Genomic DNA, 26,592 nt, shown 5'->3' with positions numbered 1-26,592 from the left:
ATTTAATACGCTCCTTATGCCTCTTGTTTGAGTGTTTGTGTTGGAAATTCATATGCTTCTTTTTTAAATAGAATACTGAAGACAATAAATGCTACGAGTGATAAGAAAACAGGTACGGTTACCGTGTGAACACCTAGTAAATTACCGAATTCCTGATTATAGAAATGAATACCTATATAGGACCCAATCCCTGTAACCATCGAAGCAATTGCCCCGTGTTTATTGGCAAACTTCCAATATAAACCTAAGACGATCGGCCAAACAAATGCTGCCTCAAGTCCACCAAATGCAAATAGATTTAAGAATATGAGCAAATCAGGTGGATTGATCGCTAGTAAAAAGGCGATAACACCAATAATCGTTGTGAAGCCCATACTCACTTTTTTGACATGGTCATACGATGCTTTTGGCTTAATGTAGTTAATGTACACATCTTTCACAACAGCAGAACTAACTAATAGTAGCAATGAATCGACTGTTGACATCATCGCTGCAAGTGGTGCGGCGAGTACAATACCAGCTACCCAAGGTGGTAACGTGTCTAAGGCAATTAACGGGATAACCTGATCAGCTACCTCAATTCCTGGCATAACTGGTCTTGCGAATACACCGATTAAGTGCATGTTCAACATAATAAACCCGACAACAACCGTCCCGATCATGATTGCTTTATGCATCGATTTCGAATCACGATAGGACATCGCCCTCACGGCAACCTGCGGCAGTGCGACAACCCCAACACCAACCAGTATCCAGAAGGAGGACACGTATAAACCAGTCAGTTGACCGTCTTGTCCATAAGGTGTTACTAAGTTAGGGTTCTCTCCAACTAAGTCAGCAAAGATATTCGATAACCCGCCACCTGCAATAATAACCGCGATCAACAGGATCAACGTCCCGAAGAACATAACAATCCCTTGAATCGTATCGGTGATCGCAACCGCACGGAATCCACCAATAATGACATACACTAAAACGGATATCGTGAAAATAAATAATGCGCTCGTGTACGATATGCCAGTTAAGGTTTGAATTAAGTAAGCTCCACCTACCCACTGGGCAGCCATTGCCGAGAATAAGAATATAATAATACTACCAGATGATAGCAATACGACAGTCTTACTTTTATATCTTTCTTTCAAAAAATCAATCAATGTAACCGCGTTATAGCGTCTCGTTACAATGGCGAATTTTTTACCTAAAATAAGTAAGACAAAATAACCTGTTGCTACTTGTGTCATGGCCAAGAGTACCCAGCCTAAACCTATGGAATACGCGGCACCCGGTCCACCTAAGAAACTGGATGCGCTACCATATGTAGCAACCATGGTCATCGCGAGCACGAGACCTCCAAATTCACGACTTCCTAGAAAATAATCACTAAGAAATGATTTGGAGGAAGCCATCTTGCGGTTAGACCATATACCAACTGCAAAAACGATCATTAAAAATATAATTAACGGTATAATTACTCCCCAATTCATGCCGAATTCACCTCATCATCTTCTTTTTCTTGTGCATCAAAAGGAACTTCTACTAGTACAAATTTAACGACGATAAACACTAATGCAACCATTACAAGAAATCCTAGGATACAGCTATAAAAAAACCAGGCTGGAAAACCAAATACATACGCATATTCCTCTGGCGGTTTTGATCCCATTCCATAAGCAAACCCGTACCACCAAATAATGTTAAACGCAGCTAATGCACAACCTATCAGCGCTTCCCGGTGGGCCACATCAAAACGAAAATCATTATTTTTACGCTTCACATTCATGTAACTTTCTCCTTTCTTATTTTAAGTTAGTACTTCTGTTACAGATTCTTTTAGAACCTTAACTATATATACTAAATCTTGATCGGTTATCGAAAGAGGTGGGGCTACTGTTAACACATTATCAAACCCTGCAGCCGTCACACCATTTTTACCAATAATGACGTTTCTGTTCTTACATGCAGCGATAACCTGATTCACTTTTTCAACGTCAATTGGTTCTTTACTCATCTTGTCTGTCACGAGTTCCATACCTATCATTAAACCTTTGCCACGCACATTTCCAACGTTGTTCATTGCTTCCAATTCTTTCAATTCCGTTAATAACTTTTCACCTAGTACGTTTGACTGTTCTACTAGATTTTCTCTCTCTAAAATTTCCAGATTTTTCAATGCTACTGCGCAAGATACGGGATGACCGCCAAACGTATTATTTTGCCTTAAGAAGTCAAACTCCCCATCTCCGTTGAACGATTCGTAAATATCCCTTCGTACAGCAGTAGCTGATAGAGGTAAGTAGCCTCCTGTTAACCCTTTTGCCATCGTAACAATATCAGGCTTCACCCCGTAATGCTGATGGCCAAATTTCTCTCCCATTCTACCAAACCCACAAACTACTTCATCTGCTATTAATAGCGCATGATGCTCCTCGCAAATCTTCTTCACCTTTGTCATATAATCATCAGGTGGAATTAAAATACCTCCCCCTGAAATGATCGGTTCCATTATAACACCGGCAATCGATTCACTCGTTTCATACTTCATCATCAGATCCATTTCGTTTGCCCGATCTACGTACGGTTCATCCCGGTAGCTATCTGGAGGATGTACATGTAAAAATCCAGGTGCGAGTGGTTCATATAAGTATTTCCGTTGAAACTGGCCAGTAGCTGCTAGCGCTGCAGACGTGTTGCCATGATACCCTCTGTATCTGGAAATAAATTTATATTTTCCTTTATTCCCTGTTTGCTGATGGTACTGTCTAGCAATCTTAAATGCGGATTCATTTGCCTCTGAACCACTATTGGAAAAAAATACAACATAATCTCCGCCAAGCCAATCACTAATTTTTTCAGCTAAATCAATGGCTGGTTGATGTGAATGTGACAGCGGAAAATAACTGAGTTTCTTCATTTGATCAAAGGCGGTTTGTGCCAGTTCTTCTCTGCCATAACCAATGTTGGCACACCAGAGACCAGACATTCCGTCTAAGAAGGTTTCCCCTTGATCAGTCGTAACCCAAGCACCACTTGATGATTCTGCAATCATTGTAGCTTCGGGATTATACGGTTTTAGATGATGCCAAAGATATTTTTCATCTGTTTCACTATGATTAGATGCTACACTTTTGCCTACCCTTTCCATGTACATCACTCGCTTTACTCTGGGATTTTTTTAAAAGTAACGAGACGTAACCATTTTTCTTCTGGTAAAGAAGTTAACACCATCTTTTCCATTTACATGCAAATCGCCGTAAAAAGAATTTTTCCAACCGGAGAATGGGAAAAATGCCATTGGTGCGGGTACATTAACATTGACCCCAACCATTCCCGCATCGATATTTTCCTTAAATGCTCGTACTGCTTTGTTACTATCTGTATAAATTACGGCGCCATTAGCAAAATCTGACTGATTGGTAAGCGCGATCGCCTCTTCTAACGTTTCAGCACGGATAACGCTGAGAACTGGTGCAAATATTTCATCTTTCCAAATTGCCATTTCTGTATTTACATGATCAAAGATAGTAGCCCCAAGGAAATAACCATTGTTGCTAGCCGTATCTTTTCTTCCATCACGAATCAATTTGGCTGATTCTTTTTCACCAAGATCAATATAGTTTAACACTCTGTCTTTATGGTCTGCTCGAATTAACGGTCCAAGTGTGGTTTCAGCCTCCAGGCCATCACCCATTTTTAGCTGATCCGCTTTTTCTTTTAACTTTTCGACAAAGGTGTCGCCAATATCACCAACTGTAACGACAACTGAACAGGCCATACAACGCTCACCAGCACTGCCAAACGCTGCATTAATAACACCATCTACTGACTTCTCCACATCACAATCTGGCATCACAACGGCATGGTTTTTCGCTCCAGCTAACGCTTGTACCCGTTTACCGTATTGCGCTGCTGTTTTATACACGTATTCTGCAACTGGTTGCGAACCAACAAACGATACAGCTTCAACTTCATCGTGTTCCAGTAAGCCATTCACCACATCATGTGCACCATTAACTAGGTTTAACACGCCTTTAGGTAAGCCCGCTTCCGTCATTAATTCTACTAATCTAGCAGCGAGGATTGGCGTTTTCTCTGAAGGCTTTAACACAAATGTATTACCACAAGCAATTGCGAGCGGGAACATCCAAAGTGGAACCATCATCGGAAAATTAAACGGTGTGATCCCCGCTACAACACCGACCGGATAACGATACATCGTTGACTCGATCCCTTGGGCAATGTCAGGAATCACCTCTCCCTTCATTAACTCAGGAGCACCAGCGGCGAATTCCACACATTCAATACCTCGCTGCACTTCCCCACTGGCGTCAGCAAACGTCTTGCCGTTTTCCGTTGTAATAATTTTTGCCAAATCATCGGCATTCTCCATTAAAAGTTGCTGGTATTTAAACATAACTCGTGCACGTTTTGGAACCGGGGTATTACTCCAGGAATGGAATGCTCGTTTTGCTGATTTAACTGCTTGATCAACATCACCTTTTGTTGAGACAGGTACAACCGTTAATGTTTCTCCACTTGCAGGATTTACCACATGTAGGGAATCCTCTCCTGTTGATTCAACCCATTCTCCATTTATATAGTTATTTATATTTTCTGATATTTTAAAAGTCACGTTTTATCCCCCCTTGATTTGTTATAATTCATTATATAGGCAGAACAATTAAAATGCATTAGACACAATGTAAAATTTATAAGCGCTTTCAACTAACATAATGACAAATCGAATCAAAAATAGGGTGATACTATGATGAGCATAACCGTGCAAGAAGCAGTGAAACGACCATCTTTTTCCAACATAACAATCCTCTCAGGCAACAACTTTCTAACAAGATCCTTCAAATGGGTGCACGTTGTTGAGAAAGCGGACTGCAGTAATTTAATTAACGGAGGAGAATTAGTTCTCACAACAGGAATCGAATGGAATAAAGACGAAGAAACGTCCCTCTATTTTTTAAAACAAATCATCGACAAAAATGTGGCAGCATTATGCATCGATCTTGATTCAAAAACAACTCCCTTATCACCAGCTTTTATCAACACGGCTGATTCACACAACCTGCCGATCATCCTATTTAACGAAGAAGTGAAATTCGTTGATATTACCATGGATCTTCACAAATACTTGCTCGACTTTGAGGGCTCCATCTGGGACGAATTGGACAACCTATTTAACAATCTGAATACCGCACTGAACGAAAATAAAGAAGTAGACGCTTTTTTGAAAATACTTCGTGATGCGATTAACTTGAATGTGACATTTTACCAAATCGATGAGCCTTTTTCGAGTTCACCTGAACAAACAGCTCGAGTCCAACCTGATGATAATTGGATGAAACTATCCGTTTTTGTATTAAATAACGAAATAGGTGCCCTTTATTGTAAAAAGAAAGAACACCTTCTATCGAAATTTGAAAAGTTAGCGATCGAACGCTGCGCCAACTTTATCAGTCAATCCTTACTATTAAAATATCAACACATCGAACGCCAGCAAATCGAGAAAAATGACTGGATTCATTCGATTGTTAGTGAAAATGCAGACCACCAGAGCGTCATCAACCAGATGGAATTTCTGGATAACTCCATCAAGCAAAATGAAATCAGTATGGCGTTGATCCCGTTCACCAGCCAAAATAACAACACCAACCGATCATTAAGTTACATCATGCTCTTAATACGAGACACCTTAAGAAGTCACGGCTTTCATTTATATGCCACGACTGACTTTAAGAACAGCTATTTTATCTTCGTATTGATTAATCAAATGGGAAGTGCGGATCTATTCGAACGATTCGACAACGCCATAAACCAAATTAAAAACCAAAACAAAACTGACATCCAAAAATATAAAATTGACTACATGAGCGTAGGGATTTTCGTGACTGATTACAGCAAACTAACATACAGCCACAAAACCGCAGAAAAAACCTACCGGTTACAAAAAAATAAAGACAAAGGCACCATCACACTATACCAAAACTTAAATGTAAGCAGACTATTAAGCAACCTAGCAAATAACCAAGAAACCCAAGACATCATACAAGACTACCTCGGGCCAATCATAGAATTCGATAAACAAAACAGCTCCAGCCTGTTGTACACCTTGCACATCTACCTGAAGAACCAATGCTCCAAAAAACAAGCAGCAGAAGAACTATTTATCGTACGGCAAACACTCTATCACCGCCTGGAGAAGATAGCCTCGTTAGTACACTACGATATTGAGCTGCCGCAGAACCGCTTTATGTATGAATTTGCTATTTATGCTTATGAAGACGGAATTAAAGAGTAAGAGGTGAGAACTCCAGCGCGGCTGGAGTTCTTTTGATTTAGTTTTAGTGGATGATTTTCTGCGGAGGCAGAAATTCTACCTTCTGAAGAACTGAAATACAGGCTGTTGCACAGGTTTGATGTGTTATTGCACAAGATATGGCCGTTATTGCACAGCTTAATGACGTTATCGCGCAGTTTGCGGCCGTTATTGCACAGGATCAGCTGATTATCGCACAGCTTTTACCCTTTATCGCGCATCTTCCAGCTTTTGGTCACTTTTTAAATGATGAATTTCTGCGGAGGCAGAAAATCTACCTTCTGAAGAACTGAAATACAGGCTGTTGCACAGGTTTGATGTGTTATTGCACAGCTTGAGGCCGTTATTGCACAGCTTAATGACATTACCGCGCAGCTTGTGGCCGTTATTGCATAGGATCAGCTGATTATTGCACAGCTTTTACCCTTTATCGCGCATCTTCCAGCTTTTGATCACTTTTTAAATGAGGATTTTCTGCGGAGGCAGAAAATCTACCTTCTTTTAATCCATCTTTTATGTTCCTTTTGATAGTGTAGACCACTAGATTGTAAAATTCTTGTGGCTACACTTCTAGATTTTAAGTTTAAAAAGCGCATGCATTCTTTATTAGTTATCCATGGTTTAACTAATAGTAGATAATCTGCTATCGCTTTTTCATGAGCATGTTTGGATGTTTTAGTACAATTTTTACAAACCCACTTACCATATATCCAGTCCATCCCCAAATACCCACATTCCATACACTGCACCCCTGGCAACAACTTCTTCACTTTATACTGCCCCATGATATCGATATCAAATTCCCGGCACTCAGCCAAAATCATCTTTCCTATCTTGCTGACTTGTAGTTTAGGTGAACCAGTTTGAGCAATCTCTTCATCTTTATTTAGAATCATCCTAGGTATACGTGCGCCGTGCCCAACAACTTTAGCAACTGCTTGCTGATCACCAATCACTTTTATTATGGTGCTTGGATCACTTATGGCAATGAAGAAATGCACGGGGATGTTAGGAAGATTGTGGTCTAGAAGCCAGTTTTGAAGTTGTAGTTGTTGATTTTCAATTTGGGTGATGGGATATTCGAAGCCTGTTTCTTTCATGCCGTCGTTGCGGGTTAGTTGGTTGAGGATCGTGTCGAAGGTGATCGTACCGTCGTAATTTTTACTATCAATTATAAAAATGGTATGCTCCGCAATAACAACTGTGTCCATCTGAACATTTTTGCCATGAATCCGCATGTATACATCTTTCAATATGGTATATCTTTTGGCTAAATGATCCAGATGATAGTCAACCTGCAACTCGCCAATGTAACCTTTATTACGTTTTGCAGCATCTTGTTTCATATCAGGTAGTCTTGGAAATTTTGGTGATGTTCTTGGGATAATAGCATCCAGCTTTACTAGGGGGAGAGGTTTGTTGCGTTTTTTCATAATCATCATTTACTCCTTTATTTAGTTTTTATTAAACAGCGGGAAATATTTCAATAAAATAAATATAGCACAATACCAATATTACGTATATTTTTTACAAATAACTTATAAAACTTTTCTTTTAAGTTCAAAATGTATACTATATGATTACTAATTAATTCATTTCTAATTATACAATCATTATTTAGTTTTTTGATTGATAGGAGGATTGAAGATGAGTAAATCATTCGTTCCATTATCATTACCAATAAATGATAATGTCGTAAATCAACATTCTATGATTCACCTGCTTATCGAAGCAAATAAACATATTGTTCAATATGAGACCCTATTAGAAAACACAAAAATAAACAAAAATATATTTTTAAACCTAATCATAAAGCAAGAAGCCGTACAGTCAACGAAGATAGAGGGTACACAAGTAACATACGAAGACGTACTAGAGGTAGAAGCAGAAAGTAAGCGTACCAATCAGGATGTTCAGGAGGTTTTAAATTATTATGAAACTGTAATGGAAGCCGAAGAAGTGCTCCAACAGTTACCTATTTCTACAAGGTTAATTCGACGCTTACATCTTATATTAATGTCAGGTAATGTTAGAGGGGCATCAAGGGACCCTGGTGAGTTCAGGAAAGTCCAAAATTACATTGGCAATAGGGAAAGTGCTACATTCATACCTCCTGCACCACCCGTTTTAGAATATATGACGAATCTGGAGAACTCTATCAACAATCCGAATGACTCTTTTGATGAACTGGTGAGAATAGCAATTATTCACGCACAGTTTGAAACCATTCCCCCTTTTCTAGATGGAAACGGACGAATTGGTCGCATCTTAATTCCGCTTTATTTATACGATAAAAAGGTTATTAGCTATCCTAACTTCTTCATCAGTGACACACTTGAGCGTGATAAGCATAAATATTACCGTTATTTAAATGACACACGTTACAAAAGTGACTGGAATCAGTGGATAACTTTTTTCCTGAATGCTGTTAATACACAAGCAAAGAAAAACATTACCTTGATCAAAGATATAAATATATTATACGAAGAAACATTACAGGCTGCTCAAAAGTTAATTAACTCCAGTAATATCAACCAAGTTATTACTGCTATATTCGTTACGCCTGTTTTTCGCGCAAACACTATCTCAAAAAACACTGATGTATCCATAGCGACTATTCGTAGGTATCTAACTATATTGGAGGAAAATAAGATCATTTTTTCAAATGCACGTCAACGAAACAAAACATACTATTTTTATGAATTGCTTGATGTGATTCGAGGATAAAGAAAATAGGGTGGGGTACTAAACGTTTCCACCCTATTATTTTTGATTATTATTCATTCCTAAAACGCTCCCGCACCCCCGCCGCCAGTGGCCGATTATACATTTGAAGGTTCGTACGAAGGAATGACGAGGGCAATTGAGTTGGATGTGAGTGGTTTTAAAGCTTACCTCATTGGGAATGATACGTCAGATCAGCAACATCCGTATATTTTTTAACGAACCTTCGACCTTATAGCTGTATAAGACCTGCTTCGTCTCGTTTTCAGACGCTGAATGGATTTTCCAGACGTCGTCATCTTCTTCAATCGTTAAAGCTCCAAGTCCATCCGTTGAAACGCTCGGGTCAGATTAATAGTATAAAATTGAACTTTCTATATGTGTTACATACCATGATTAAACTTTTCATGATTTTCATTAAGATAAAACGTTAAAGTTGGCAAAGTGGAGAGTTGAAAAATAAATTTTTAAAAATCACCTTATCTTAATCCTCACATAAGTACGATCATCAAAAGACACATTACCCTTCACAAGCCCTTTTGTAGATATATTTTCATTAATACAAAGTGGGTCAACTTCGAGTAAGCGGTCTAATTCCTGTTCCGTTTCTTCCAATGTGCTATAAATTTTTGAATAACCATCTGAGGCTAGCGAGATATATTCCAAACCTGCTGGTACATCAACGGTTTTGATTAATTCGGGTGGTATCGGAAATCCATTTACCACAGCATAACTCAAAGGGCTGTCTGGCGTTGTATTTTGAAAGTTATATTGCTTTTGAATCAGTGGTCTTATCAGCTTAAAGCCGATATCATCAGTTGCTAAGTCTTCCATTGTTTTACCACTCATTAACTCGCCTTTTAAAATAATACTTCTAACCTCTTCGAAAACAGTATCCACATGTTTATTATTTTGGTGCTGTTCACCGTTAAAGAAACACTGGCAATCGCCAATCATCCACACTTTACTATGATGTTTGCTATAAATAATCATCGAAGCGCTAGGGCGAATGTATGGCTTTTCGAGCACTTCTTCTTCGATATTTAACCGCTTGTATAGCTGGCTGTAGTTTTCATTAATCACGTCGATAATTTGTTCTATCTCTTCCTTACCGTTTAAAAGCTTTACCGCTTCTTTTATCATTTCAGCTGCCTGTTGTCCTGGTGTCTTTCCTTCATATAAACGATCTGACACACTAGTTGCACCATCAATTACAACTGCAAAGTGATCATTACAGTAAAACGTATCCTCACAGAGACTGATGTCCCCTGTTTTTGATTGTATGTATTGTTCGATTATTTCCATAGTGCTCATCCTTATAGTTTGTCTTCATATACTTCTGATAGTATCAAGGGATGGGGGAGCAGTTCAACTGAGCATATTTTTAAAAAATGCCTATCATAAAAAATGATAAGCATCTCATTCATTAATCTCCAGCTATTTTTTCCACTTCCATCTCTCCAACACACCACTCCACTTTTTCAGGATCAATTTGTCCCGTGCTCTCCTCCATCGCATTAAGTACACCCATCGTTAATCCGAATTTGACAAGATCTTCACCTTTCAAGCCACGAGATAGTCCTGCTGCAAATCCCGCTATTACGGAATCGCCTGAGCCTACCGGGTTGGTTGCATCTACTTTCGGTGCCATTACTCGGTAGATAATTCCCTCATTTTTAACAATAGCTCCTTTAGCCCCAAGCGTCACGACTACCCATGGAACATCTGCAAATATGGAGGTGTTAAGTGCATCAATAATATCCGCTTCCTCGGCCAAATTTTTCCCAACTAAATCAGCCAGTTCATCCTGGTTTGGTTTTATTAAAAATGGCTTTGTCTTGCTTTTTAGCGTGATCGCAAGCAACTCTCCTTTTGTGTCCAGCAACACTGGTGTCTTATGTTCAGCAGCAATTGTGAGTAATTTTTCATAAAAATCATTGGCAATTCCTTTTGGCAAACTTCCAGAAATCGTGACGATATCCACCTGCTGTACGTATACTGTGAATTTTTCTAAAAATAGCGCGGCCTCATCTAAGTCAATGTTTGGTCCACTTTCAAGAATTTCAGTCTGCTTCCCGTCATGAATAACTGCGATACAATTGCGCGTTTCACCTTTAATAGGTACAAAATAATCCTGGATGCCAAGCTCGGCAATTTGTGAGCTTATGAAGTTGCCTAAGCTTCCACCTAGAAACCCTGATGCTGCTACATCTTCCTCGAGCTGATGCAGCACTCGTGCGACATTCAGACCCTTGCCTCCAGCCGTTTTTGTTACGCCATTTACTCGGTTGACAGAATCGATGGATAGATGGTTGAGCCGATAACTAATATCGACTGCCGGATTTAATGTAATCGTTAAAATCATGTCGTATCACCTCACCTAATAGTAAAGGAGTGAGAACGTTCTCTCACCCCTCCTTCTTGATTGCTTATGCCTTACCGTCACTCATACAAATTTTGATTTTTTCAATTGCCGCTTCTTTCATTGCCTCTTTGGCTGGTTTCATATATTTACGTGGATCTGTTTCTTCTGGATTCTCCATCATGAAGTCACGCAATCCTGTTGAGAAAGGAATTTTTAACTCAGTTGATATATTTACTTTTGCGCAACCTAGTGAGATGGATTTTTGCACATCTTCTTTAGAAATTCCTGATGCACCGTGTAGCACGATTGGAATCTCTACCAGATTTTTAATTTTTTCCAAACGCTCAAAATCTAGATTCGGCTTTGTTTCATATAGGCCGTGGCCCGTTCCGATTGCTACAGCGAGTGAATCAATACCAGTTCGCTCGACAAATTCCTGTGCCACATCAGGGTCTGTATACGCAGCATCCTCCGCCTCAACAATCTTGTCGTCCTCTTGACCAACTAATTTGCCAAGTTCCGCTTCAACAGTCGCGCCATATTTATGCGCTTTATCTACTACAGCTTTCGAGATTTTAATATTTTCTTCAAAATCAGCGTGTGATCCATCAATCATAACAGCTTTCACGCCGAGCTCAAGCGATTCTTCAATAGACTCAATCGTTTCATGATGATCCAAATGCAATGCAATCGGGATATCATTTTCCTTCGCAGCAACCTCAGCAATCGCCTGGATATAAGCACGACCACTATATTTCATTGTCCCAGGTGTCGCAGCCAAAATAACTGGTGAGCGTGTTTCAACCGCAGCGTCAATCACCGTTTGAATTGTTTCCAGGTTATGAATATTGAAAGCAGGTACCGCATACCCTTCTTTTCTAGCTTTTATAAGCATTTCTTTCGTATTTTGTACGTATCCCATGATGCTCCTCCTCTTTAGTAAAAAATGTTGAGTTTTCTGCGGGGCAGAAAACCTTTTTATTTTAATAGGTGACTATTCTGGTGATTGATGCACAAGTTTCGGGCGGAGTTGCACAACTTTTTGCCGTTATTGCACAGCTTTCGGACGGTGTTGCACAACTTTTTGCCGTTATTGCACAGCTTTCGGACGGTGTTGCACAACTTTTTGCCGTTATTGCACAGCTTTCGGATGGTGTTGCACAACTTTTTGCCGTTATTGCACAGCTTTCGGCCGGAGTTGCACAACTTTACCCATTTATTGCACAACTTCCTCTTCCAATCTGAAGATTTTCTGCGAATGCAGAAAATCCACCTTACATGTATTGCTCTTGCATATCTTTTCACGATTATTGCACAAGTTCAGGCTGTAAGTGCACAGATTTTGCCCAGCTTTCAGCAATTATAGCTCAACTCATGCTGTACCGCGCCAACCCCCTACAATTCAATCACCGTTTTCAGCAGAAAATCAATCTTTACAATACTTAACCTCACCAGCAACAGCTGTAGCTCTCACTTCCAAGTCACCGTCAAGCACGACATAATCTGCAACTTTGCCAGACTCAATGCTCCCTAGCTCATTATCTCGGCCAAGACTCATGGCTGGTGATAGTGAGCCGCGATGCCAGACTTCATGCAACGGCTTATTGCTCCATGCTTGTAAATTTTTCACACCTTCAATCAAACGAAGTGTGCTGCCTGCCAATGAGCCTGTCTCTGTTCGGGCTATGCCATCCTGCATAACGACAGGGAATTCACCAAGCTGGTACCTTCCATCTGGCTTCAAACCTGCACGCATACAGTCGGTGATCAACATAAGCTTTTCACCTTTCACACGAGCGGCCAACGCTGCCACGTCCGGGTGCACATGATGTCCATCACAAATGAGCTCAGCATACGACTTCTGACTAGCAAACGCTGCACCCACCACGCCGGGCTCCCGGTGATGCAGTCCTGACATGCCATTAAATAAATGAACAAAATTCTGCGCTCCAGCTTCAATAGCATTTACGCAACATTCGTAGCTGGCGTCTGTATGTGCCAGACTCACCAGCACACCCGACTCACTTACCGTACGAATGAACGCCATCGAGTCATCTCGTTCAGGCGCCAGGGCAATTTTTACAATTGATCCCGCAGCAAGCCTCTGCCATTCACAAAATTCTGCAACGTCCGGATCACGGAAGTAACCTGGATTTTGCGCACCTTTATATTTTTCCGTAAAATAAGGTCCTTCTAAAAATATACCTTCTGATTGAGCGCCACTCAAGCCTTCATTAGTAGCCTGCGCCACAGCTGAAATCGCACGATCCAAGTCGTCCTTTGAAGATGTGAGTGTAGTCGGCAAAAACCGTGTTACACCAAGTTTCAAAATAGCGTCTGAAATCCCGTAAACTGCATCAACCCGACCATCCATAATGTCATGGCCGTTAATACCGTGAATGTGCGTATCAAATAATCCCGGAGCAATCGTATGACCGCTCCAATCGATGACCTCAGCACCCGTTGGAACAACATCAACAAATCCACCAAAACGACTATTTTCCACTTGCAGATAACCGCCCCGCTTTTCCTCCTGTTCAAGTAAAAAACGGTCTGCTTTTATAAAATATGTCATCGCTTATATTCCATCTGCATCTTCAGGTACTTGTTTTTTCTTTACTTCGAATTGCTTTATGTTTTCTTTACCTTCTTTCAATACTGCCTCAACGAACGTTTCAACTTCTAACTCTCGCTGAAATAATCCACTCAGCAGCATTGGTGAATTTGTACCACCAATTACGCGTATGTTTTCTTTTGAAGAAGCAACGCGTGAGCACACGTTAAATGGCGTTCCACCTGCTAAATCTGTAAAACAGACAACACCTGAACCTGTGTCTACCTCGTCAATTGCTTTTACAACTGCTTGCTCTAATTTATCCTGATCCTCTTCAAACGGAATGACCTCTACTTGCTTGACTTCCCCTGCAATCAATTCAACAGATTCAAGCAAACCATTTGGGAATGATCCATGACCTGTCAGTACAATGCCAATCATTTTCTTCACCCTTTCTCATGATGAACAAGGTAAGGTTTTCTATCCCAAGAAAACCTGTACCCAGTAAAATTTATAAGATATTAAAGAATGATCCGATTAGTCCAACTACAACAGTAAGACCAATTAATGTTAGTGGAGAACGTCCTCTTTTCAGCAACCAATACACTAACAACGTATAGCCTAGTGGAAGCATGGCAGGCATAATTTGATCTAATACATCACTTTGTATATTCAATTCAGATTCGCCAGATACCCATACATAATCAATGTTGAATGAAACGTACGTCGCTATTAGACCACCAACTACTGTTAAACCAACAATAGATGCCGCACGAGAAACATGCTGTGTTCCTTCTTTTAATTTGGATATCGCTTTTACACCAGTATTATACCCATAAGTCATTAAACCAAAGCGTACACCAAAATGAATAACGTTAAACATCAGTAAGAACACGATTGGCCCCATAAAGTTTCCATCTACTGCCAGTGAGGCACCAATACCAGCTGTGATCGGGAGTAGCGTTAGATAGAACATCGCGTCCCCAATACCACCTAGTGGACCCATTGTGGCAATTTTAATACCACGAATTGCTTCTCTGTCCTCTTTCTTACCTTCCATTGCGAGAATAATTCCCATAATAAAGGTAACGAGGAATGGATGCGTATTGAAAAACTCCATATTATCTTTCATCGATTTACTTAAATCTTTTTTATTTTTGTGAATCTGACGGAGCCCCGGTAAAATCGAATAGAGCCAGCCAGCTGCTTGCATTCTTTCATAGTTAAACGATGCTTGTAATAGTAAAGATCTCCAAGCTAAATGGCGTAATTGTTTCGGTTGCAGTTCCTTCGCTTCTGTTTGGTCTTCATATTGATAGTGATTAGATTCCATCAGTTATTTCCTCCTCTCGAGGTGGTTGATTATCTGGTCCTTGCTTGTTTTTATAAAAGTCATACAAGGCAATCGCCAGACCGATCAATGCAATTGCGAGAATTGGCATTCCCAGATACGCTGCAAGGACAAACCCTACAATAAAAAACATAACGTATTCAGTCTTCATCATGATTTTCAATAACATCGCAAAACCAATTGCTGGCATGATTCCACCTGCAATGGACAAGCCATCAATAATCCATTGGGGAACCGTTTCAACAAATGCAGCTGCTTTTTCCGCACCAAAATAGATGGGTAAGAACGCAATTAGTCCATTAAAGACAAATAGTATCCCTAAACCTAAATAGTTGATCCTATCGATTCCCCGGTAATTCGCATCCAGTGCATATTGATCTGCCTTATGCATAACTGGCGCAAACACTGTGAAAAATAGTGTGATTAAACCTTGCATCGCTACAGCAAATGGAATTGCTACACCAACGGCTACTTGTGGATCCTGGCCTGCGATAATACCAAATGCAGTACCAATAACCCCACCAATTACAACGTTAGGCGGTTGCGCACCCGCAAGTGGCACCATGCCCATCCAGATTAATTCCAATGTACCCCCGACAATTAGACCAGTCGTTACATCACCTAAAATCATTCCGACTACGAGACCAGTCACAACAGGACGGTGAATATGCGTCAACCCGTTATACAGATCGATACCGATAATACCGGCCCAAATTGCTATTAAAATAGCTTCCAATAACATGGATAAAACCCTCCCTTAAAAATTCTTTCTTTTTTTAGTAGATAAAAGAGTATAAAACTTTCTTATCTACATAAGTGCCATTAAGGCTTAACGATAAGCCAAGTTTTCTAAAAAAATAGATTTCTACAATAGATTCATTATGTTTTGACCTTTTTCATCAGGTACTCTGCGTAAATCCAGTTCTACATTCAGCTCATCCAAGCGCTTAAATGCCTCGATGTCCTTTTCATCAACAGACACAGTAGAAGAGATTTGTTTCTTGCCTTCTTCATAATGCATGTTTCCAACGTTAATGTGATCGATCGGCACGCCACCTTCTTTTAGTGCCAGCGCATCATGCACATCTTTTACAACTAAGAATATCTTTTGACGAGGTGATGCTTTATGAATCACATCGATTGTTTTTTTCAATGAGAAATAACGTGCTTGAATCACATCAGGTAACACCATATCCATTAAGCTTTTCTGAACCTCATCCTCTGAAACCTTGTCATTTGCAACAACCACAAGGTTAGCACCAAGATGGTTCACCCACGTTACTCCTACTTGTCCATGAATTAACCGATTATCAATTCTAGTTAATAAAATATTAGGTCCTGACATACTGTTCATCCCTTTCAGATTTTTAATAAATTTGTAGTTTTACTTTTTGTAATCATAGATCGTAACACCTTGGACAACACGATTTACGATGCCATCCGGGCTTGGATTATCTGGTGTAATGCCAAGCTGCAGTGATTTTTTTAATGCTAGTGTTTGAGCAAATATTACGTATAACAAGGATAGGTAATAATCACTTGATAGATTTTCTTTTCCAAAATTGACTGGAATTGTCCAATCTGCTAGCTTCTCCACTTCAGCATCATTTCTCTCGGTAAGCGCTACGACCTTCACTGATTCCTCAGCTGCTACTTCTCGCAAAATATCCATATCGTATTTTCGTGTGTGTTTATCCTGTGACATGAACACGACAACTACTGATTTATCATTCAAAATGGACTTAGGACCGTGACGGAATCCGAGTGATGATTCATGAACGGCAACAGTCTTCCCAGCGGATAGTTCCAACATTTTCAAGGCTGCTTCATGGGAAAGCTGAGCAAGTGAACCAGATCCCAAATAAACAATTCGTTCAAAGTCAAATTTCAAAATGTCATCAACACTTTCTGACACCGTGTCTACTAATCTGTCCGCATTTGCAATAATCTGCTTCGTTCCATTTCCAGTAAATGCTTTCTCCGTGAACAATGCATAAGCCGCTATCATCATACATGTAAAGCTGCTTGTCATCGCAAACCCTTGATCATGCGCTTTGTCTGGCGTTAATACCGTAATAGCTTTGTCATCGTTTTTAATGTTTTGAGCAAGCTTGCCATCTTTATTACACGTAATGACAACTTGGTAAAATTCATCAATAAGTTGTTCACCAAGTTCAACAGTTGCAACACTTTCTGGGCTGTTCCCCGATCTTGCAAACGATACCAAAATAGTTGGCACTTCCTTGAACAAATATGCTGTTGGATTTGAAACAATATCTGTTGTTGGAATTGCTTCAAATTGCACCTTTCCTTGATGTTCCTTCTGCAGTTCAGGCACGATTGTATCTCCAATAAATGCTGAAGTTCCAGCACCAGTTAAAATAACACGCACCTGAGGATGTTTTGCATAAATTGATTCAATAAAACCTCTTAGCGATTCTTTTTGTTGGAATATTGAGGCGACCAACTCCTGCCATACGACAGGTTGTTGTTGAATCTCTGTTGCAGTATGAACTGCTTGTTTATTTTCTAATTCTTCAGCTGTTATATTAAACATTCTCATCCTCCATCTTTAACGTATTTATCACAGCAATCACAGTGGTTATGTTGTCATAACCAGTTAAGGCTTTAAATTACTCTATTAAGAAAAAATACACTATCTTAATAGAGTTTTAAGTTAGTTCAACCGTATAATCAAACTTATCACCACGAGCTACACTTATGGTATACTCAATTAAATCTTCATGGTGGTACGCAAAACGTTTGATAAGCATCGCCGGTTGCCCTACACTTGTTTGCAAATGATCCGCTTCTTCTTTTCGCACACTGGTTGCGGAAAAGCGTTCAACTGCTTTTGTTACTCGAATTTGATAATCCTCATAGAACACATCATACATTGGGCGTTGATTTAAATCCTTTTCCGTTAAATCAGGAAAATTCTTCTTCGGCAAATACGATATTTCATGCATCAATGGTTCCTCATCTGCAAGCCGCAAACGAACGACCTGATACACCTCATCCAATGGTGCAAGATTTATCTTAGCAGCTAACCGCTCATCAATTGCTATTTCCTGGAATGAGATAACCTGTGTAGTGGGAGTCTTTCCCATTGCCTTCATTTCTTCTGTAAAACTATATAGCTTAACCAAATTCTGATTAAATGATTTCGATGAAACAAACGTCCCTTTACCATGAAGCTTATAAATATAACCTTCCCGCTCTAGCTCCTGCAACGTCTGCCTTACCGTAATACGGCTCAAATCGTAAATTTCACACAACTCACGCTCTGAAGGAAGCTTTTCGTGCTCCTGATATTCCTGGGCATCAATTTTTTTAACTAAGCCCTCCATTAATTGTAAATACAGTGGAACCTTACTTGTCTTATCCAATTTATTTCATCCCACCTCCTTAAAAATATCAGTAAAACATATCATATTTCATGTGGTTATAACCAGTTGGGTTTAGTATAAAATACTTGTCGAAAAATGTAAAGGCTTTCCGTATAAAAAAGTCAGATCATTAAGATCTGACACTTTTTCTGATAACTAACTTAGTTGATATAAAGATTTTTTTTGGAATGCTTCTTCCTTCAATCCGTTCTATTAATGTATCAACTGCTGTTTCGCCCATTACTTCTGTATATACCTTAATGGTACTCAACGATGGATATACATATTTCGATACAGACATATCATTCAGCCCTATTACGCTTACACGATCAGGCACAGCAATATTAGCCTCATGAAGTGCTCGTAAACTTCCAATTGCCATTACATCACTACTAGTGAAAAAGGCAGTAGGTAATTGATCACCTAATTCCTCTATAGCTTGATTCATTAGATTATAACCGTCATCTACTGAGAAGGTACTAACAAATTCAAACCGTTCATCATACAATCCCTTTTCACTCATATATAATTGAAATGTTTTTTCACGTAAATCTATTAGAGGTTCGTTTTCACCCTTTAAAATCTCTCTACCACCGATAAATCCTATTTTTTGATGATCTGTTTGTATAAAATAATCAATTATTTTTTTGGTGGCCTTTTCGAAGTCAATGACTACTGCATCAAACTTATCGTCATCAGGACTGTAGTCAACAAAGATTACCCTTGAATTTATTTCAGTTAACTCCTTTACCTGAGAAATGCTAAATTTCCCTATAGCAATAATCCCTTCAATTTCATCAGCATTAATTTCATGTATGTTATCAAAAAAGTAGATTTCTGGATTCATATCCAGTTCTTTGCAACGCTGTTGGACACCTAGTCTTATCGATAAATAATAAAGATCACTTAGTTCTTCCTTCTCCGTATACCAATGAACAACAGCAATCTTTTGACCAACGTATTTATTCGTAGACCTTTTACGATACGACAAGTCCTCTGCAGCTTCTAAAATTTTCTTTTTTGTTTTATCAGCAACAGATAAGCTTGCATCGTAATTAAGTACTCGCGATACAGTTGCTGGTGAAACTCCTGCCTTTTGTGCTATATCTTTTATTGTCGCCAAACCACTTCTTCCTTTCAACCTTAGGAATACGCCTATGTAATGTTTCTATTACTTCCATAATACCAGTATAACATTTTATAATACTTATTTGATGATTTGTCCTTGAAAAATAAAGGTTCTTAGAGATTTTCAGTCTAAGAACCACTTGTCTTTTTATTACTAATTTAGTTGTTTCAATTGGTTCATATACTCATCCATTGAAATCGTTTCGCCAGATAGTCTGGATTCTTCAGCTGCAAAAGCTATTAAATGACTTTTTGCGGATTCCATTGCTGATGTTTTACTTTTATAAGTTTTGTCATTAATTTGCTTAACAAAGTCACGCATAATCATTGTGTCAGCACCTCCATGACCACCCTGTACTTGCGCAGGGGATATGACTTCTTCTTTACCAGAAAAATATTTAATAGTAATCTCATTTTTAGTCGTCGAGCCAATAATCTCACCCTTCGTACCCATTAGTTGAAATGTTCTGCCCTGTTCCTTAGTAAATGCAGACATCGTAAATGCTACGGTAACCCCATTCTCAAATAGTAGATTAGCAACTTGATGATCTACCACATTATTATCACTACGATACACGCAACGTCCATATGGCCCTTCTTTAATCGCTTTTAAACGCATATCCAAATCTGGTGTTAACTCAACTACATTTACTGGCCATGTCGTTTTTTCATTATGGTACCATTTTAACGCTGAATATGGACATTCGTGCTCAACTGCACAGCCATCTGTACATCGTTCTGTAGAGCCTTCAGGGGCATTATCTTCGTTAAAATATGACAAACTACCAAATGAAGATACCTTGGTACATTGTTCACCTATCAACCACTGCAACATATCCATATCATGACTGCACTTTTGTAAAATCATCGAACTAGATTCTGTTGAGTTTCTCCAGTTCCCCCTTACAAAACTGTGTGCCTGGTGGTAATAACCTACATTCTCATTCCATTGAATTGACATAATATCCCCGATTTTATTGTCATCAATTATACTTTTTAACTCACTAAAAAAAGTTGAATATCGTAACACATGACAAACAGTGAGAATTTGGTTGCACTGATGTGCCTTTTCAGCCATTTCTAATGTTTCTGATGGATTTGGTGACATAGGCTTTTCTAGTAAAATATCATATCCAATATCCAATGCTTTCATTGTTGGTTCATAATGATTACGGTCTTGTGTACAAACCAGCAGTACATCACATAGTTTAGGATTATCCAATAGATCCTCCCAATTTGAAAATTGCATATCCTCTTCTATCCCATGAGTTTCTGCAAACTTCTCTCTTTTTTTCGTATTAGGTTCAGCTATAGCAACAAATTGTATTTCATTTGGGCGATCCAATGCATATGATCCATACGCAAACATCCCTCTATTCCCTGCACCTAATAGTGCTGCTTTTATCATAAAAATTGCTCCTTTTTATAAAAGATAAAATCGTTCATTATCCTTTTTTACCACTCAACGCTATCCCTTCAACAAATGACTTCTGGAAGAAAATAAATATTAGGATAAGTGGCCACGATGCTAAAAATGTTCCAGCCATCAAAATCGGAAAATTTGTACTATACTGTCCCTGTAGTGATGCTAATCCAGCAGATAACGGCATTTTCTCAGGAGAACTGTTAACAATTAACGGCCATAAAAAGTCGTTCCAGGACCATAATATTGTAAAAATGGATAAAGCTACTAATCCTGGTTTTGCAAGAGGCAACATAATCCTCCAATATATCTGAAAATGACTACACCCATCGATTTTAGCAGCTTCTTCTAACTCATCAGGCATTGTCATAAAGAACTGTCTTAATAAAAATGTTCCAAAAGCACTGAATAGACCGGGTAAAACAAGTGCACTTAATGTATTAAGTAATCCTAAGTTTGCTATAATTTGGTACTGTGGGATCAAAAACGCTTGTGGCGGAATCATTAATACTGACAAATATAGTATAAAGAAAAAGTTTCTACCTGGAAATTTAATCCGAGCAAATGCATAAGCTGCCATTGAACATAGTAAGAGTTGACCTACCGTTTTCGCAACTGTAGTGATAAATGTATTCCAATAAAATCCAGCAAATGGAAAGGAATTGAATACTTCCATATAATTGCTCCACTGAAGTACAGATGGAAATATTTTCGGGGGTACTTGTGATGCCTCACCGAGTGTTTTCAATGATGTTAATATCATCCACAAAAAAGGACCAACCATTACAACTGCGCCTAAGATTAACAACGCATGTATCAAAAGTTTTCGCCGTTTACTAACAATATCCATAAAAGTACCCTCCCCTACTCATAATGAACCCATTTCTTCTGCAATCTAAATTGGATTATCGTTAAAATCAAAATAAACATAAATAAAATAAACGCAATAGCTGCTGCTAGTCCTTTATCACCTATTACAAATGCATAATGGTAAAATAAATAGATAACAGATTGTGCGTTATCGATTGCTGGATTCGTTGGACTAACCATCATAAAGATGAAATCAAAAACTTGGAAAGCCGAAATAAATGAAATAACTGCCACAAAAAATATGGTCGGAGATAGTAATGGTAACGTTATACGAAAAAACATATATTGAACACCAGCACCATCTAATGATGCGGCCTCATACAATGTTTTTGGTATGCCTTGAAGTCCTGATAATAAAATAACCATATTTGTACCAATTACACTCCAAATACCAACAGCAATAATGGAGATTAGAACCCAATTAGGGTCTGTTAACCAATTAGGGCCATTGATTGAAAACCATTCCAAAACTTGATTTATAATTCCGTAATCTGAATTATATAACCACTTCCATATCATACCGACCGCAGCAGGCATCGTTACAACTGGAAGAAAGTATAAAGTTCTATAAACGGTTAACCCTTTAATTTTTTGGTTCAGAAGTACCGCCACGAATATAGAAATAGCGATACTTATCGGAACCATAACAAATGCATAAATTAATGTATTTTTGAAGGACTGCCATATTTCTGGGTCATCCATCATATTCTTATAATTTTCAAATCCGGACCATGAATAGTCTCCAAAGTCTCCCCATTCCGTAAAACTATAGAAGAACGTTTGAACTACGGGAAAAATATAAAATATCAACAAGCCCAGTAATGTAGGTGCGATGAAAAAATAGCCCCAAAATATATCATTACTTCGTCTACTATTTTTTGATGACTTATGTGACTTACTTTTACTATTCAATACTGATCACCTCAATTATACAGAGCTATGCTATATTACTCATTTGCTAATATTTCTTCCATTTCTTCATTAATAATCTCACTTGCTTCCTCGACTGTTTGCTGTCCTGACCATGCCTTTGCTAAATTATCCTGTATAATTGCCGACCATTTTGATGTATCTTTTGATACTGGATATGGTTCTGATTTGTTTGCCATGTCAAGGAATGCCTGTAAATTGAAATTAGGTGTCGCATCCACCCAAGCATCTTGAGTTCCTTCATATGCTGGAATAATCCCAGCTTCTGCTTGAATATTTGCTGCTTTTTCAGAACTTAGAAATTTCACAAATTCCCATGCAGCATCTTTGTTTTCTGAATTGGAAGCAATTACATTTCCTAAACCGTGAATTACATTTGAACGTTTATTCATTTCTGGTAGTACTGCTACATCTACATTCTCATTGGTATACTCATTATTCTTAAATTGTGGAATCATATAGGACGCCTGAAACATCATGGCAACTTTTCCAGATTCAAACATGCTTGTAGCATCAGTTGTTTCCATCTGTTCATGAGTTGGTGAAACTTCATGTTCATGGATTAAATCATGATACTTTTGGATGCCTTCTATTGTATTTGGATCATCAAACCCTGAATCTTTTTTATCCTCTGAAATAACATATCCACCATTTGCCATAATTGTATTAAAGTAAGATGCTTGAGGATCTTGGATACTTGCTGCAATCCCGTACACATCCTCTTCCGGATCCGTTAACACTTTTGATGCCTCAACAAGATCCTCCCATTTCCATGAATCATCCGGATAATCGAGTCCTGCATTGTCAAAAAGCGTTTTGTTATACCATAACCCAATCGTGTCATAATCTTTTGGTAGCGCATATGTTTTTTTGTCATATTGATAAAGACCTAATAATCCTTCTGGATATGGGGCTGTATCTAAATCATCATTCGAGATCTTTTCGTCAATAGGTTCTATCATGTCATTAGAAGCATACTTTACAAAGTTCGGGCCATTCATCCAAAAAATATCTGGCAATCCTCCCCCTGTTGCTGCAGCATCTAGTTTGGTAAAGTATTGATCGTACGGTGTTAATTCCAAAGTGATATTAATATTTGGATTGTCTTTGTTAAATTCCTCAACTAAACTTTTCAACATATCTTCTTGGTTTTTATCCCAATAACCGTATTTAATAGTAGATTCCTCATTTGCTGACGTTTCTTCATCACCTGAACATGCCGCCAATAGCAATAACATTAAAATAGTAATAAACAATACAAACTTTTTCATTATAATTTCACTCCTCAAAATTTTTTTATAAGATTTGTAAAGAAAGTTAAATCCTCGTGTGTACCTCCTCCAATAATTTATTCCTTACCCTTTAATCCCGCACCAATAATGCCTGCATTCTGCTTATAATGACTGATTTCCATTCTGGATAAAATATTCTGTTGTTCAGGTATTAAATAGTTACGTAGCTCCGTTTTAACTAAATCTAGTAAAAAAGAATTGTGAATCATCACACCCCCACCAAAAACTATTTTATGTGGATCTAATAAACAAATAATAGAGTATATACCATGTGCTAAAGAATCAATTACTTCTTGAATCAAAATTTGTGCAGTTGAATCACCATTTTGATATTTTCGAAAAATATCCTCTAAAGTTATATCACCATCATCAAAGTATTGCACAGCAAGCTTTTGTATAGCCGGACCAGATGCAGCCTTTTCTAGATTATTTAACCCCCTCGATGTAGAATGTGATAAAACCGGAAATAAGCCAAGTTCGCCTGCAAACCCTGCCCCTCGGATAAATGAACCATTATGTATGATTGAGCAAGATACTCCAGTACTAACTGTTACATAAACAAACGTTTTCTCACCTTTTATATTGGCTGCTGTCCATTCTGCAAATGCAGCCATGTAAACATCGTTATCAATAATTATATTTTCTATCGAAAAGCTTTCTTGCAGCCGTTTGACTATAGGAAAGTTCTCCCATGGTAGATTATTTTGATAAATAGCGATACCATTCTCTCTATCTACTTTTCCAGGAACTCCTACCCCCATTCCTTCAATGTCTTTTACCTGTAAATTCGATTCTGTTAAAACCATATCAATGCTTTTTACTACTTGTTTAAACATTTTTTCTTTATCTTGTGGATTACTTGGAACTTCCGCACGATAAAGTATTTCTTGAGATTCACTTATTATGACAGCAGCAACTTTCGTACCACCGATGTCAACTCCTAATGTATACCTCATCAATTCACCTCTTAAGTTTCGAAATATGTTTATAAGGAATACGCTTTCATATAATAAAATAATTAGTAAATATTTTTAATAAATGTTTTACTAATTTTTTTCATAATATCATAGACAATAAATTATGTCTACAATTTTCTCAAAATTACCATTTGATTAATAGTTTTAAATCGAGTAGGAGGGGGTGACTAACCCCCGACCTCTCACACCGTACGTAAGGTTCCGTATACGGCGTTTCATTGTCCAACGCTTCGTTTAATATCGACGTTGTAGACTTAGTCCAGGATTGGTCTTCAAGGGCTTTATGCAAGATTGGGCTATTCCCACGCTTTTTCTTTCTTCACTCTATGTTTCATGAGATTCTTGTACATGGTTTTAACTTTCTTCCATTCCTTCCACCGTATCATCCGCAGCCTTCTTCGTATCCAACTATCCAGACCCTTTAAATATGGAAGATGTTTCAGCCAACTGATAATAACCCAGCCAACTTACCAGATATTCATTTAACTTCTCCATCCTATCCTTCATATTCATGGATTTCTTTTGTTAACTGTCGAAAACGTTGTTTGAAGCGTTTGATACTCTCTTTAGATATCCGAATTTTCGGCTTTTCTTTGTGAAAGAGAAACCTAGGAATTTACGTTTCCACGGCCGGTCTACCTCACTTTTCTCCTCATTTACCTTAAGCTTCGGTTTTCCTTCAATAAATTCTGTGATGCTCTGATAGTTCAGCGAACATTTACATATTCGGTTACGGCGTGTGCACCGCGTTCCTATCAGACCTCCCAGGGTAAGCACACATTCTTCCTCTCCATGTCCTCACTTCATTTACTCTGTATAACCTCGGCAGTAAGGCCTTTGACTTGTTTCGTAGTCTCGCCCACGTACACCTAGCCTTCTATGAAGTTCGTGTTCCTATAGGCGTAAATTTGTAGCTGACTTCCTTCAGATTCTAGGTCACCCAGACACCCTTGTCTTGAGCTAATCGCTACTACTAACCTCACGACTCGGGACTCAAACCCTAAAGAATGTGTGCATGCCTGACACACGAAATAAAACTTCGGTCCAAGGACCGAAGTTCTTATTATGTTCATCATTTCATCTTCTCAGGCAAAGCATGAATGGATTCTATGAGATCGTTGAGTTTACCTTCAATCCGGTGCAGCAAATAAAACGTTACCACAATCGGGAAGCCGACTTCTGTCACAAAAGATACCCATGTTTCCACTGTATAACCTCCTCTCGGTAATTAATACCCTTCTACCAAAACAGACCAGTGGTACAT

The 26,592-nt window shown here is 38.6% G+C and carries 26 protein-coding genes and 1 pseudogene; 4 read left to right on the top strand and 23 right to left on the bottom strand.

From position 1 onward, the window contains the following. Positions 1 to 14: 14 nt before the first annotated feature. The 4 genes from panF to ACFQ3N_RS02180 are packed head-to-tail and all read right to left on the bottom strand — an operon-like array spanning position 15 to position 4,630. The gene (gene panF / locus ACFQ3N_RS02195) at positions 15 to 1,484 is read right to left on the bottom strand and encodes a sodium/pantothenate symporter (RefSeq protein WP_390359122.1); all 1,470 of its coding nucleotides are present in this window, start codon (positions 1,482 to 1,484) and stop codon (positions 15 to 17) included. Beyond that, complete coding sequence (locus ACFQ3N_RS02190; RefSeq protein ID WP_390359120.1) at positions 1,481 to 1,780, bottom strand: YhdT family protein; 300 nt, start codon at positions 1,778 to 1,780, stop codon at positions 1,481 to 1,483. Before ACFQ3N_RS02190 ends, panF begins: the two co-directional genes overlap by 4 nt. A gap of 21 nt (positions 1,781 to 1,801) precedes the next feature. Beyond that, the gene (locus ACFQ3N_RS02185; RefSeq protein ID WP_390359119.1) at positions 1,802 to 3,142 is read right to left on the bottom strand and encodes an aspartate aminotransferase family protein; all 1,341 of its coding nucleotides are present in this window, start codon (positions 3,140 to 3,142) and stop codon (positions 1,802 to 1,804) included. A gap of 30 nt (positions 3,143 to 3,172) precedes the next feature. Next, entirely contained in the window at positions 3,173 to 4,630 is a 1,458-nt protein-coding gene (locus tag ACFQ3N_RS02180; RefSeq protein WP_390359117.1) for a CoA-acylating methylmalonate-semialdehyde dehydrogenase, read from the bottom strand. Positions 4,631 to 4,765: 135 nt separating this feature from the next. Here ACFQ3N_RS02180 and ACFQ3N_RS02175 point away from each other — a divergent pair, with 135 nt between their 5' ends. Together ACFQ3N_RS02175 and ACFQ3N_RS02170 are read left to right on the top strand one after the other, a co-directional pair. After that, complete coding sequence (locus ACFQ3N_RS02175; protein ID WP_390359115.1) at positions 4,766 to 6,307, top strand: PucR family transcriptional regulator; 1,542 nt, start codon at positions 4,766 to 4,768, stop codon at positions 6,305 to 6,307. A gap of 137 nt (positions 6,308 to 6,444) precedes the next feature. Beyond that, the gene (locus tag ACFQ3N_RS02170) at positions 6,445 to 6,618 is read left to right on the top strand and encodes a hypothetical protein (RefSeq protein WP_390359113.1); all 174 of its coding nucleotides are present in this window, start codon (positions 6,445 to 6,447) and stop codon (positions 6,616 to 6,618) included. 198 nt (positions 6,619 to 6,816) lie between these two features. Here the strand turns inward: ACFQ3N_RS02170 and ACFQ3N_RS02165 are convergent, their stop codons facing one another. Then, a complete protein-coding gene (locus ACFQ3N_RS02165; RefSeq protein ID WP_390359111.1) occupies positions 6,817 to 7,764 on the bottom strand; it encodes a nuclease-related domain-containing protein in 948 nt (315 codons plus the stop codon). Between the two features lie 208 nt (positions 7,765 to 7,972). On the opposite strand from ACFQ3N_RS02165, the gene ACFQ3N_RS02160 reads away from it, so the two are divergent. Next, positions 7,973 to 9,052: a Fic family protein gene (locus ACFQ3N_RS02160; protein WP_390359109.1), complete on the top strand. Its 1,080-nt coding sequence runs from the start codon at positions 7,973 to 7,975 to the stop codon at positions 9,050 to 9,052. 471 nt (positions 9,053 to 9,523) lie between these two features. Here the strand turns inward: ACFQ3N_RS02160 and ACFQ3N_RS02155 are convergent, their stop codons facing one another. The 3 genes from ACFQ3N_RS02155 to gatY all read right to left on the bottom strand — a co-directional run bounded on the left by ACFQ3N_RS02155 (position 9,524) and on the right by gatY (position 12,336). Further along, the gene (locus ACFQ3N_RS02155) at positions 9,524 to 10,354 is read right to left on the bottom strand and encodes a hypothetical protein (protein ID WP_390359108.1); all 831 of its coding nucleotides are present in this window, start codon (positions 10,352 to 10,354) and stop codon (positions 9,524 to 9,526) included. 121 nt (positions 10,355 to 10,475) lie between these two features. Further along, positions 10,476 to 11,414 carry a 1-phosphofructokinase family hexose kinase gene (locus ACFQ3N_RS02150; RefSeq protein WP_390359106.1) on the bottom strand — a complete coding sequence of 313 codons (939 nt, stop codon included), beginning with the start codon at positions 11,412 to 11,414 and terminating at the stop codon, positions 10,476 to 10,478. A gap of 64 nt (positions 11,415 to 11,478) precedes the next feature. Further along, complete coding sequence (gatY, locus tag ACFQ3N_RS02145; RefSeq protein WP_390359104.1) at positions 11,479 to 12,336, bottom strand: tagatose-bisphosphate aldolase subunit GatY; 858 nt, start codon at positions 12,334 to 12,336, stop codon at positions 11,479 to 11,481. Positions 12,337 to 12,416: 80 nt separating this feature from the next. Here gatY and ACFQ3N_RS02140 point away from each other — a divergent pair, with 80 nt between their 5' ends. Further along, complete coding sequence (locus tag ACFQ3N_RS02140) at positions 12,417 to 12,659, top strand: hypothetical protein (RefSeq protein WP_390359102.1); 243 nt, start codon at positions 12,417 to 12,419, stop codon at positions 12,657 to 12,659. A gap of 181 nt (positions 12,660 to 12,840) precedes the next feature. On the opposite strand, the gene nagA is transcribed toward ACFQ3N_RS02140, so the two are convergent. From nagA to ACFQ3N_RS02065, 15 genes and pseudogenes are all read right to left on the bottom strand, one after another. After that, the gene (nagA, locus tag ACFQ3N_RS02135) at positions 12,841 to 13,989 is read right to left on the bottom strand and encodes an N-acetylglucosamine-6-phosphate deacetylase (protein WP_390359100.1); all 1,149 of its coding nucleotides are present in this window, start codon (positions 13,987 to 13,989) and stop codon (positions 12,841 to 12,843) included. A 3-nt stretch (positions 13,990 to 13,992) separates the two neighbouring features. After that, positions 13,993 to 14,409, bottom strand: coding sequence for a PTS sugar transporter subunit IIA domain-containing protein (locus ACFQ3N_RS02130; RefSeq protein WP_390359761.1), 417 nt, complete (start codon positions 14,407 to 14,409; stop codon positions 13,993 to 13,995). A 70-nt stretch (positions 14,410 to 14,479) separates the two neighbouring features. Beyond that, on the bottom strand, positions 14,480 to 15,301 hold the full coding sequence (locus ACFQ3N_RS02125) for a PTS system mannose/fructose/sorbose family transporter subunit IID (RefSeq protein WP_390359098.1): 822 nt from the start codon (positions 15,299 to 15,301) through the stop codon (positions 14,480 to 14,482). Beyond that, positions 15,291 to 16,061 (bottom strand): PTS N-acetylgalactosamine transporter subunit IIC, encoded by a 771-nt coding sequence (gene agaW, locus ACFQ3N_RS02120; RefSeq protein WP_390359096.1) that lies wholly within the window; start codon positions 16,059 to 16,061, stop codon positions 15,291 to 15,293. The genes ACFQ3N_RS02125 and agaW overlap by 11 nt, the downstream gene beginning before the upstream one ends. A gap of 123 nt (positions 16,062 to 16,184) precedes the next feature. Then, positions 16,185 to 16,664, bottom strand: coding sequence for a PTS N-acetylgalactosamine transporter subunit IIB (agaV, locus tag ACFQ3N_RS02115; RefSeq protein WP_390359095.1), 480 nt, complete (start codon positions 16,662 to 16,664; stop codon positions 16,185 to 16,187). A gap of 39 nt (positions 16,665 to 16,703) precedes the next feature. Next, positions 16,704 to 17,876, bottom strand: coding sequence for an SIS domain-containing protein (locus ACFQ3N_RS02110; RefSeq protein ID WP_390359093.1), 1,173 nt, complete (start codon positions 17,874 to 17,876; stop codon positions 16,704 to 16,706). Between the two features lie 115 nt (positions 17,877 to 17,991). Beyond that, the gene (locus ACFQ3N_RS02105) at positions 17,992 to 18,708 is read right to left on the bottom strand and encodes a GntR family transcriptional regulator (RefSeq protein WP_390359091.1); all 717 of its coding nucleotides are present in this window, start codon (positions 18,706 to 18,708) and stop codon (positions 17,992 to 17,994) included. A gap of 130 nt (positions 18,709 to 18,838) precedes the next feature. Next, positions 18,839 to 19,831 carry a LacI family DNA-binding transcriptional regulator gene (locus ACFQ3N_RS02100; RefSeq protein ID WP_390359089.1) on the bottom strand — a complete coding sequence of 331 codons (993 nt, stop codon included), beginning with the start codon at positions 19,829 to 19,831 and terminating at the stop codon, positions 18,839 to 18,841. A 159-nt stretch (positions 19,832 to 19,990) separates the two neighbouring features. Further along, positions 19,991 to 21,244, bottom strand: coding sequence for a Gfo/Idh/MocA family protein (locus ACFQ3N_RS02095; protein ID WP_390359087.1), 1,254 nt, complete (start codon positions 21,242 to 21,244; stop codon positions 19,991 to 19,993). Positions 21,245 to 21,281: 37 nt separating this feature from the next. Beyond that, positions 21,282 to 22,109 (bottom strand): carbohydrate ABC transporter permease, encoded by an 828-nt coding sequence (locus tag ACFQ3N_RS02090; RefSeq protein ID WP_390359086.1) that lies wholly within the window; start codon positions 22,107 to 22,109, stop codon positions 21,282 to 21,284. 14 nt (positions 22,110 to 22,123) lie between these two features. After that, positions 22,124 to 23,041, bottom strand: coding sequence for a carbohydrate ABC transporter permease (locus ACFQ3N_RS02085; protein ID WP_390359084.1), 918 nt, complete (start codon positions 23,039 to 23,041; stop codon positions 22,124 to 22,126). Between the two features lie 35 nt (positions 23,042 to 23,076). Further along, complete coding sequence (locus ACFQ3N_RS02080) at positions 23,077 to 24,330, bottom strand: ABC transporter substrate-binding protein (protein WP_390359082.1); 1,254 nt, start codon at positions 24,328 to 24,330, stop codon at positions 23,077 to 23,079. Between the two features lie 77 nt (positions 24,331 to 24,407). Beyond that, on the bottom strand, positions 24,408 to 25,307 hold the full coding sequence (locus ACFQ3N_RS02075; RefSeq protein ID WP_390359081.1) for an ROK family protein: 900 nt from the start codon (positions 25,305 to 25,307) through the stop codon (positions 24,408 to 24,410). Between the two features lie 145 nt (positions 25,308 to 25,452). Next, positions 25,453 to 26,030 (bottom strand): annotated as a pseudogene (locus ACFQ3N_RS02070) (group II intron maturase-specific domain-containing protein); the annotation flags it as partial. Between the two features lie 370 nt (positions 26,031 to 26,400). Beyond that, entirely contained in the window at positions 26,401 to 26,535 is a 135-nt protein-coding gene (locus ACFQ3N_RS02065; RefSeq protein WP_390359080.1) for a YvrJ family protein, read from the bottom strand. Between the last annotated feature and the right edge of the window lie 57 nt (positions 26,536 to 26,592).

The sequence above is a fragment of the Virgibacillus byunsanensis genome, from assembly GCF_042675965.1.
GTDB lineage: Bacteria > Bacillota > Bacilli > Bacillales > Amphibacillaceae > Virgibacillus_R > Virgibacillus_R byunsanensis.
This window is presented reverse-complemented; position numbering and strand designations above follow the sequence as displayed.

Excerpts from the sequence above, each read along its gene's own strand:
- nagA (WP_390359100.1), bottom strand. The coding sequence starts at position 13,989 with ATGACATATTTTATAAAAGCAGACCGTTTTTTACTTGAACAGGAGGAA.
- ACFQ3N_RS02125 (WP_390359098.1), bottom strand. The coding sequence starts at position 15,301 with ATGGAATCTAATCACTATCAATATGAAGACCAAACAGAAGCGAAGGAA.
- ACFQ3N_RS02075 (WP_390359081.1), bottom strand. The coding sequence starts at position 25,307 with ATGAGGTATACATTAGGAGTTGACATCGGTGGTACGAAAGTTGCTGCT.
- ACFQ3N_RS02080 (WP_390359082.1), bottom strand. The coding sequence starts at position 24,330 with ATGAAAAAGTTTGTATTGTTTATTACTATTTTAATGTTATTGCTATTG.
- ACFQ3N_RS02110 (WP_390359093.1), bottom strand. The coding sequence starts at position 17,876 with ATGTTTAATATAACAGCTGAAGAATTAGAAAATAAACAAGCAGTTCAT.
- ACFQ3N_RS02130 (WP_390359761.1), bottom strand. The coding sequence starts at position 14,409 with ATGATTGGCATTGTACTGACAGGTCATGGATCATTCCCAAATGGTTTG.
- ACFQ3N_RS02185 (WP_390359119.1), bottom strand. The coding sequence starts at position 3,142 with ATGGAAAGGGTAGGCAAAAGTGTAGCATCTAATCATAGTGAAACAGAT.
- ACFQ3N_RS02155 (WP_390359108.1), bottom strand. The coding sequence starts at position 10,354 with ATGGAAATAATCGAACAATACATACAATCAAAAACAGGGGACATCAGT.
- ACFQ3N_RS02090 (WP_390359086.1), bottom strand. The coding sequence starts at position 22,109 with ATGGATATTGTTAGTAAACGGCGAAAACTTTTGATACATGCGTTGTTA.
- agaV (WP_390359095.1), bottom strand. The coding sequence starts at position 16,664 with ATGTCAGGACCTAATATTTTATTAACTAGAATTGATAATCGGTTAATT.
- agaW (WP_390359096.1), bottom strand. The coding sequence starts at position 16,061 with ATGTTATTGGAAGCTATTTTAATAGCAATTTGGGCCGGTATTATCGGT.
- ACFQ3N_RS02095 (WP_390359087.1), bottom strand. The coding sequence starts at position 21,244 with ATGATAAAAGCAGCACTATTAGGTGCAGGGAATAGAGGGATGTTTGCG.
- ACFQ3N_RS02170 (WP_390359113.1), top strand. The coding sequence starts at position 6,445 with ATGGCCGTTATTGCACAGCTTAATGACGTTATCGCGCAGTTTGCGGCC.
- panF (WP_390359122.1), bottom strand. The coding sequence starts at position 1,484 with ATGAATTGGGGAGTAATTATACCGTTAATTATATTTTTAATGATCGTT.
- gatY (WP_390359104.1), bottom strand. The coding sequence starts at position 12,336 with ATGGGATACGTACAAAATACGAAAGAAATGCTTATAAAAGCTAGAAAA.
- ACFQ3N_RS02190 (WP_390359120.1), bottom strand. The coding sequence starts at position 1,780 with ATGAATGTGAAGCGTAAAAATAATGATTTTCGTTTTGATGTGGCCCAC.
- ACFQ3N_RS02175 (WP_390359115.1), top strand. The coding sequence starts at position 4,766 with ATGAGCATAACCGTGCAAGAAGCAGTGAAACGACCATCTTTTTCCAAC.
- ACFQ3N_RS02160 (WP_390359109.1), top strand. The coding sequence starts at position 7,973 with ATGAGTAAATCATTCGTTCCATTATCATTACCAATAAATGATAATGTC.
- ACFQ3N_RS02165 (WP_390359111.1), bottom strand. The coding sequence starts at position 7,764 with ATGATTATGAAAAAACGCAACAAACCTCTCCCCCTAGTAAAGCTGGAT.
- ACFQ3N_RS02150 (WP_390359106.1), bottom strand. The coding sequence starts at position 11,414 with ATGATTTTAACGATTACATTAAATCCGGCAGTCGATATTAGTTATCGG.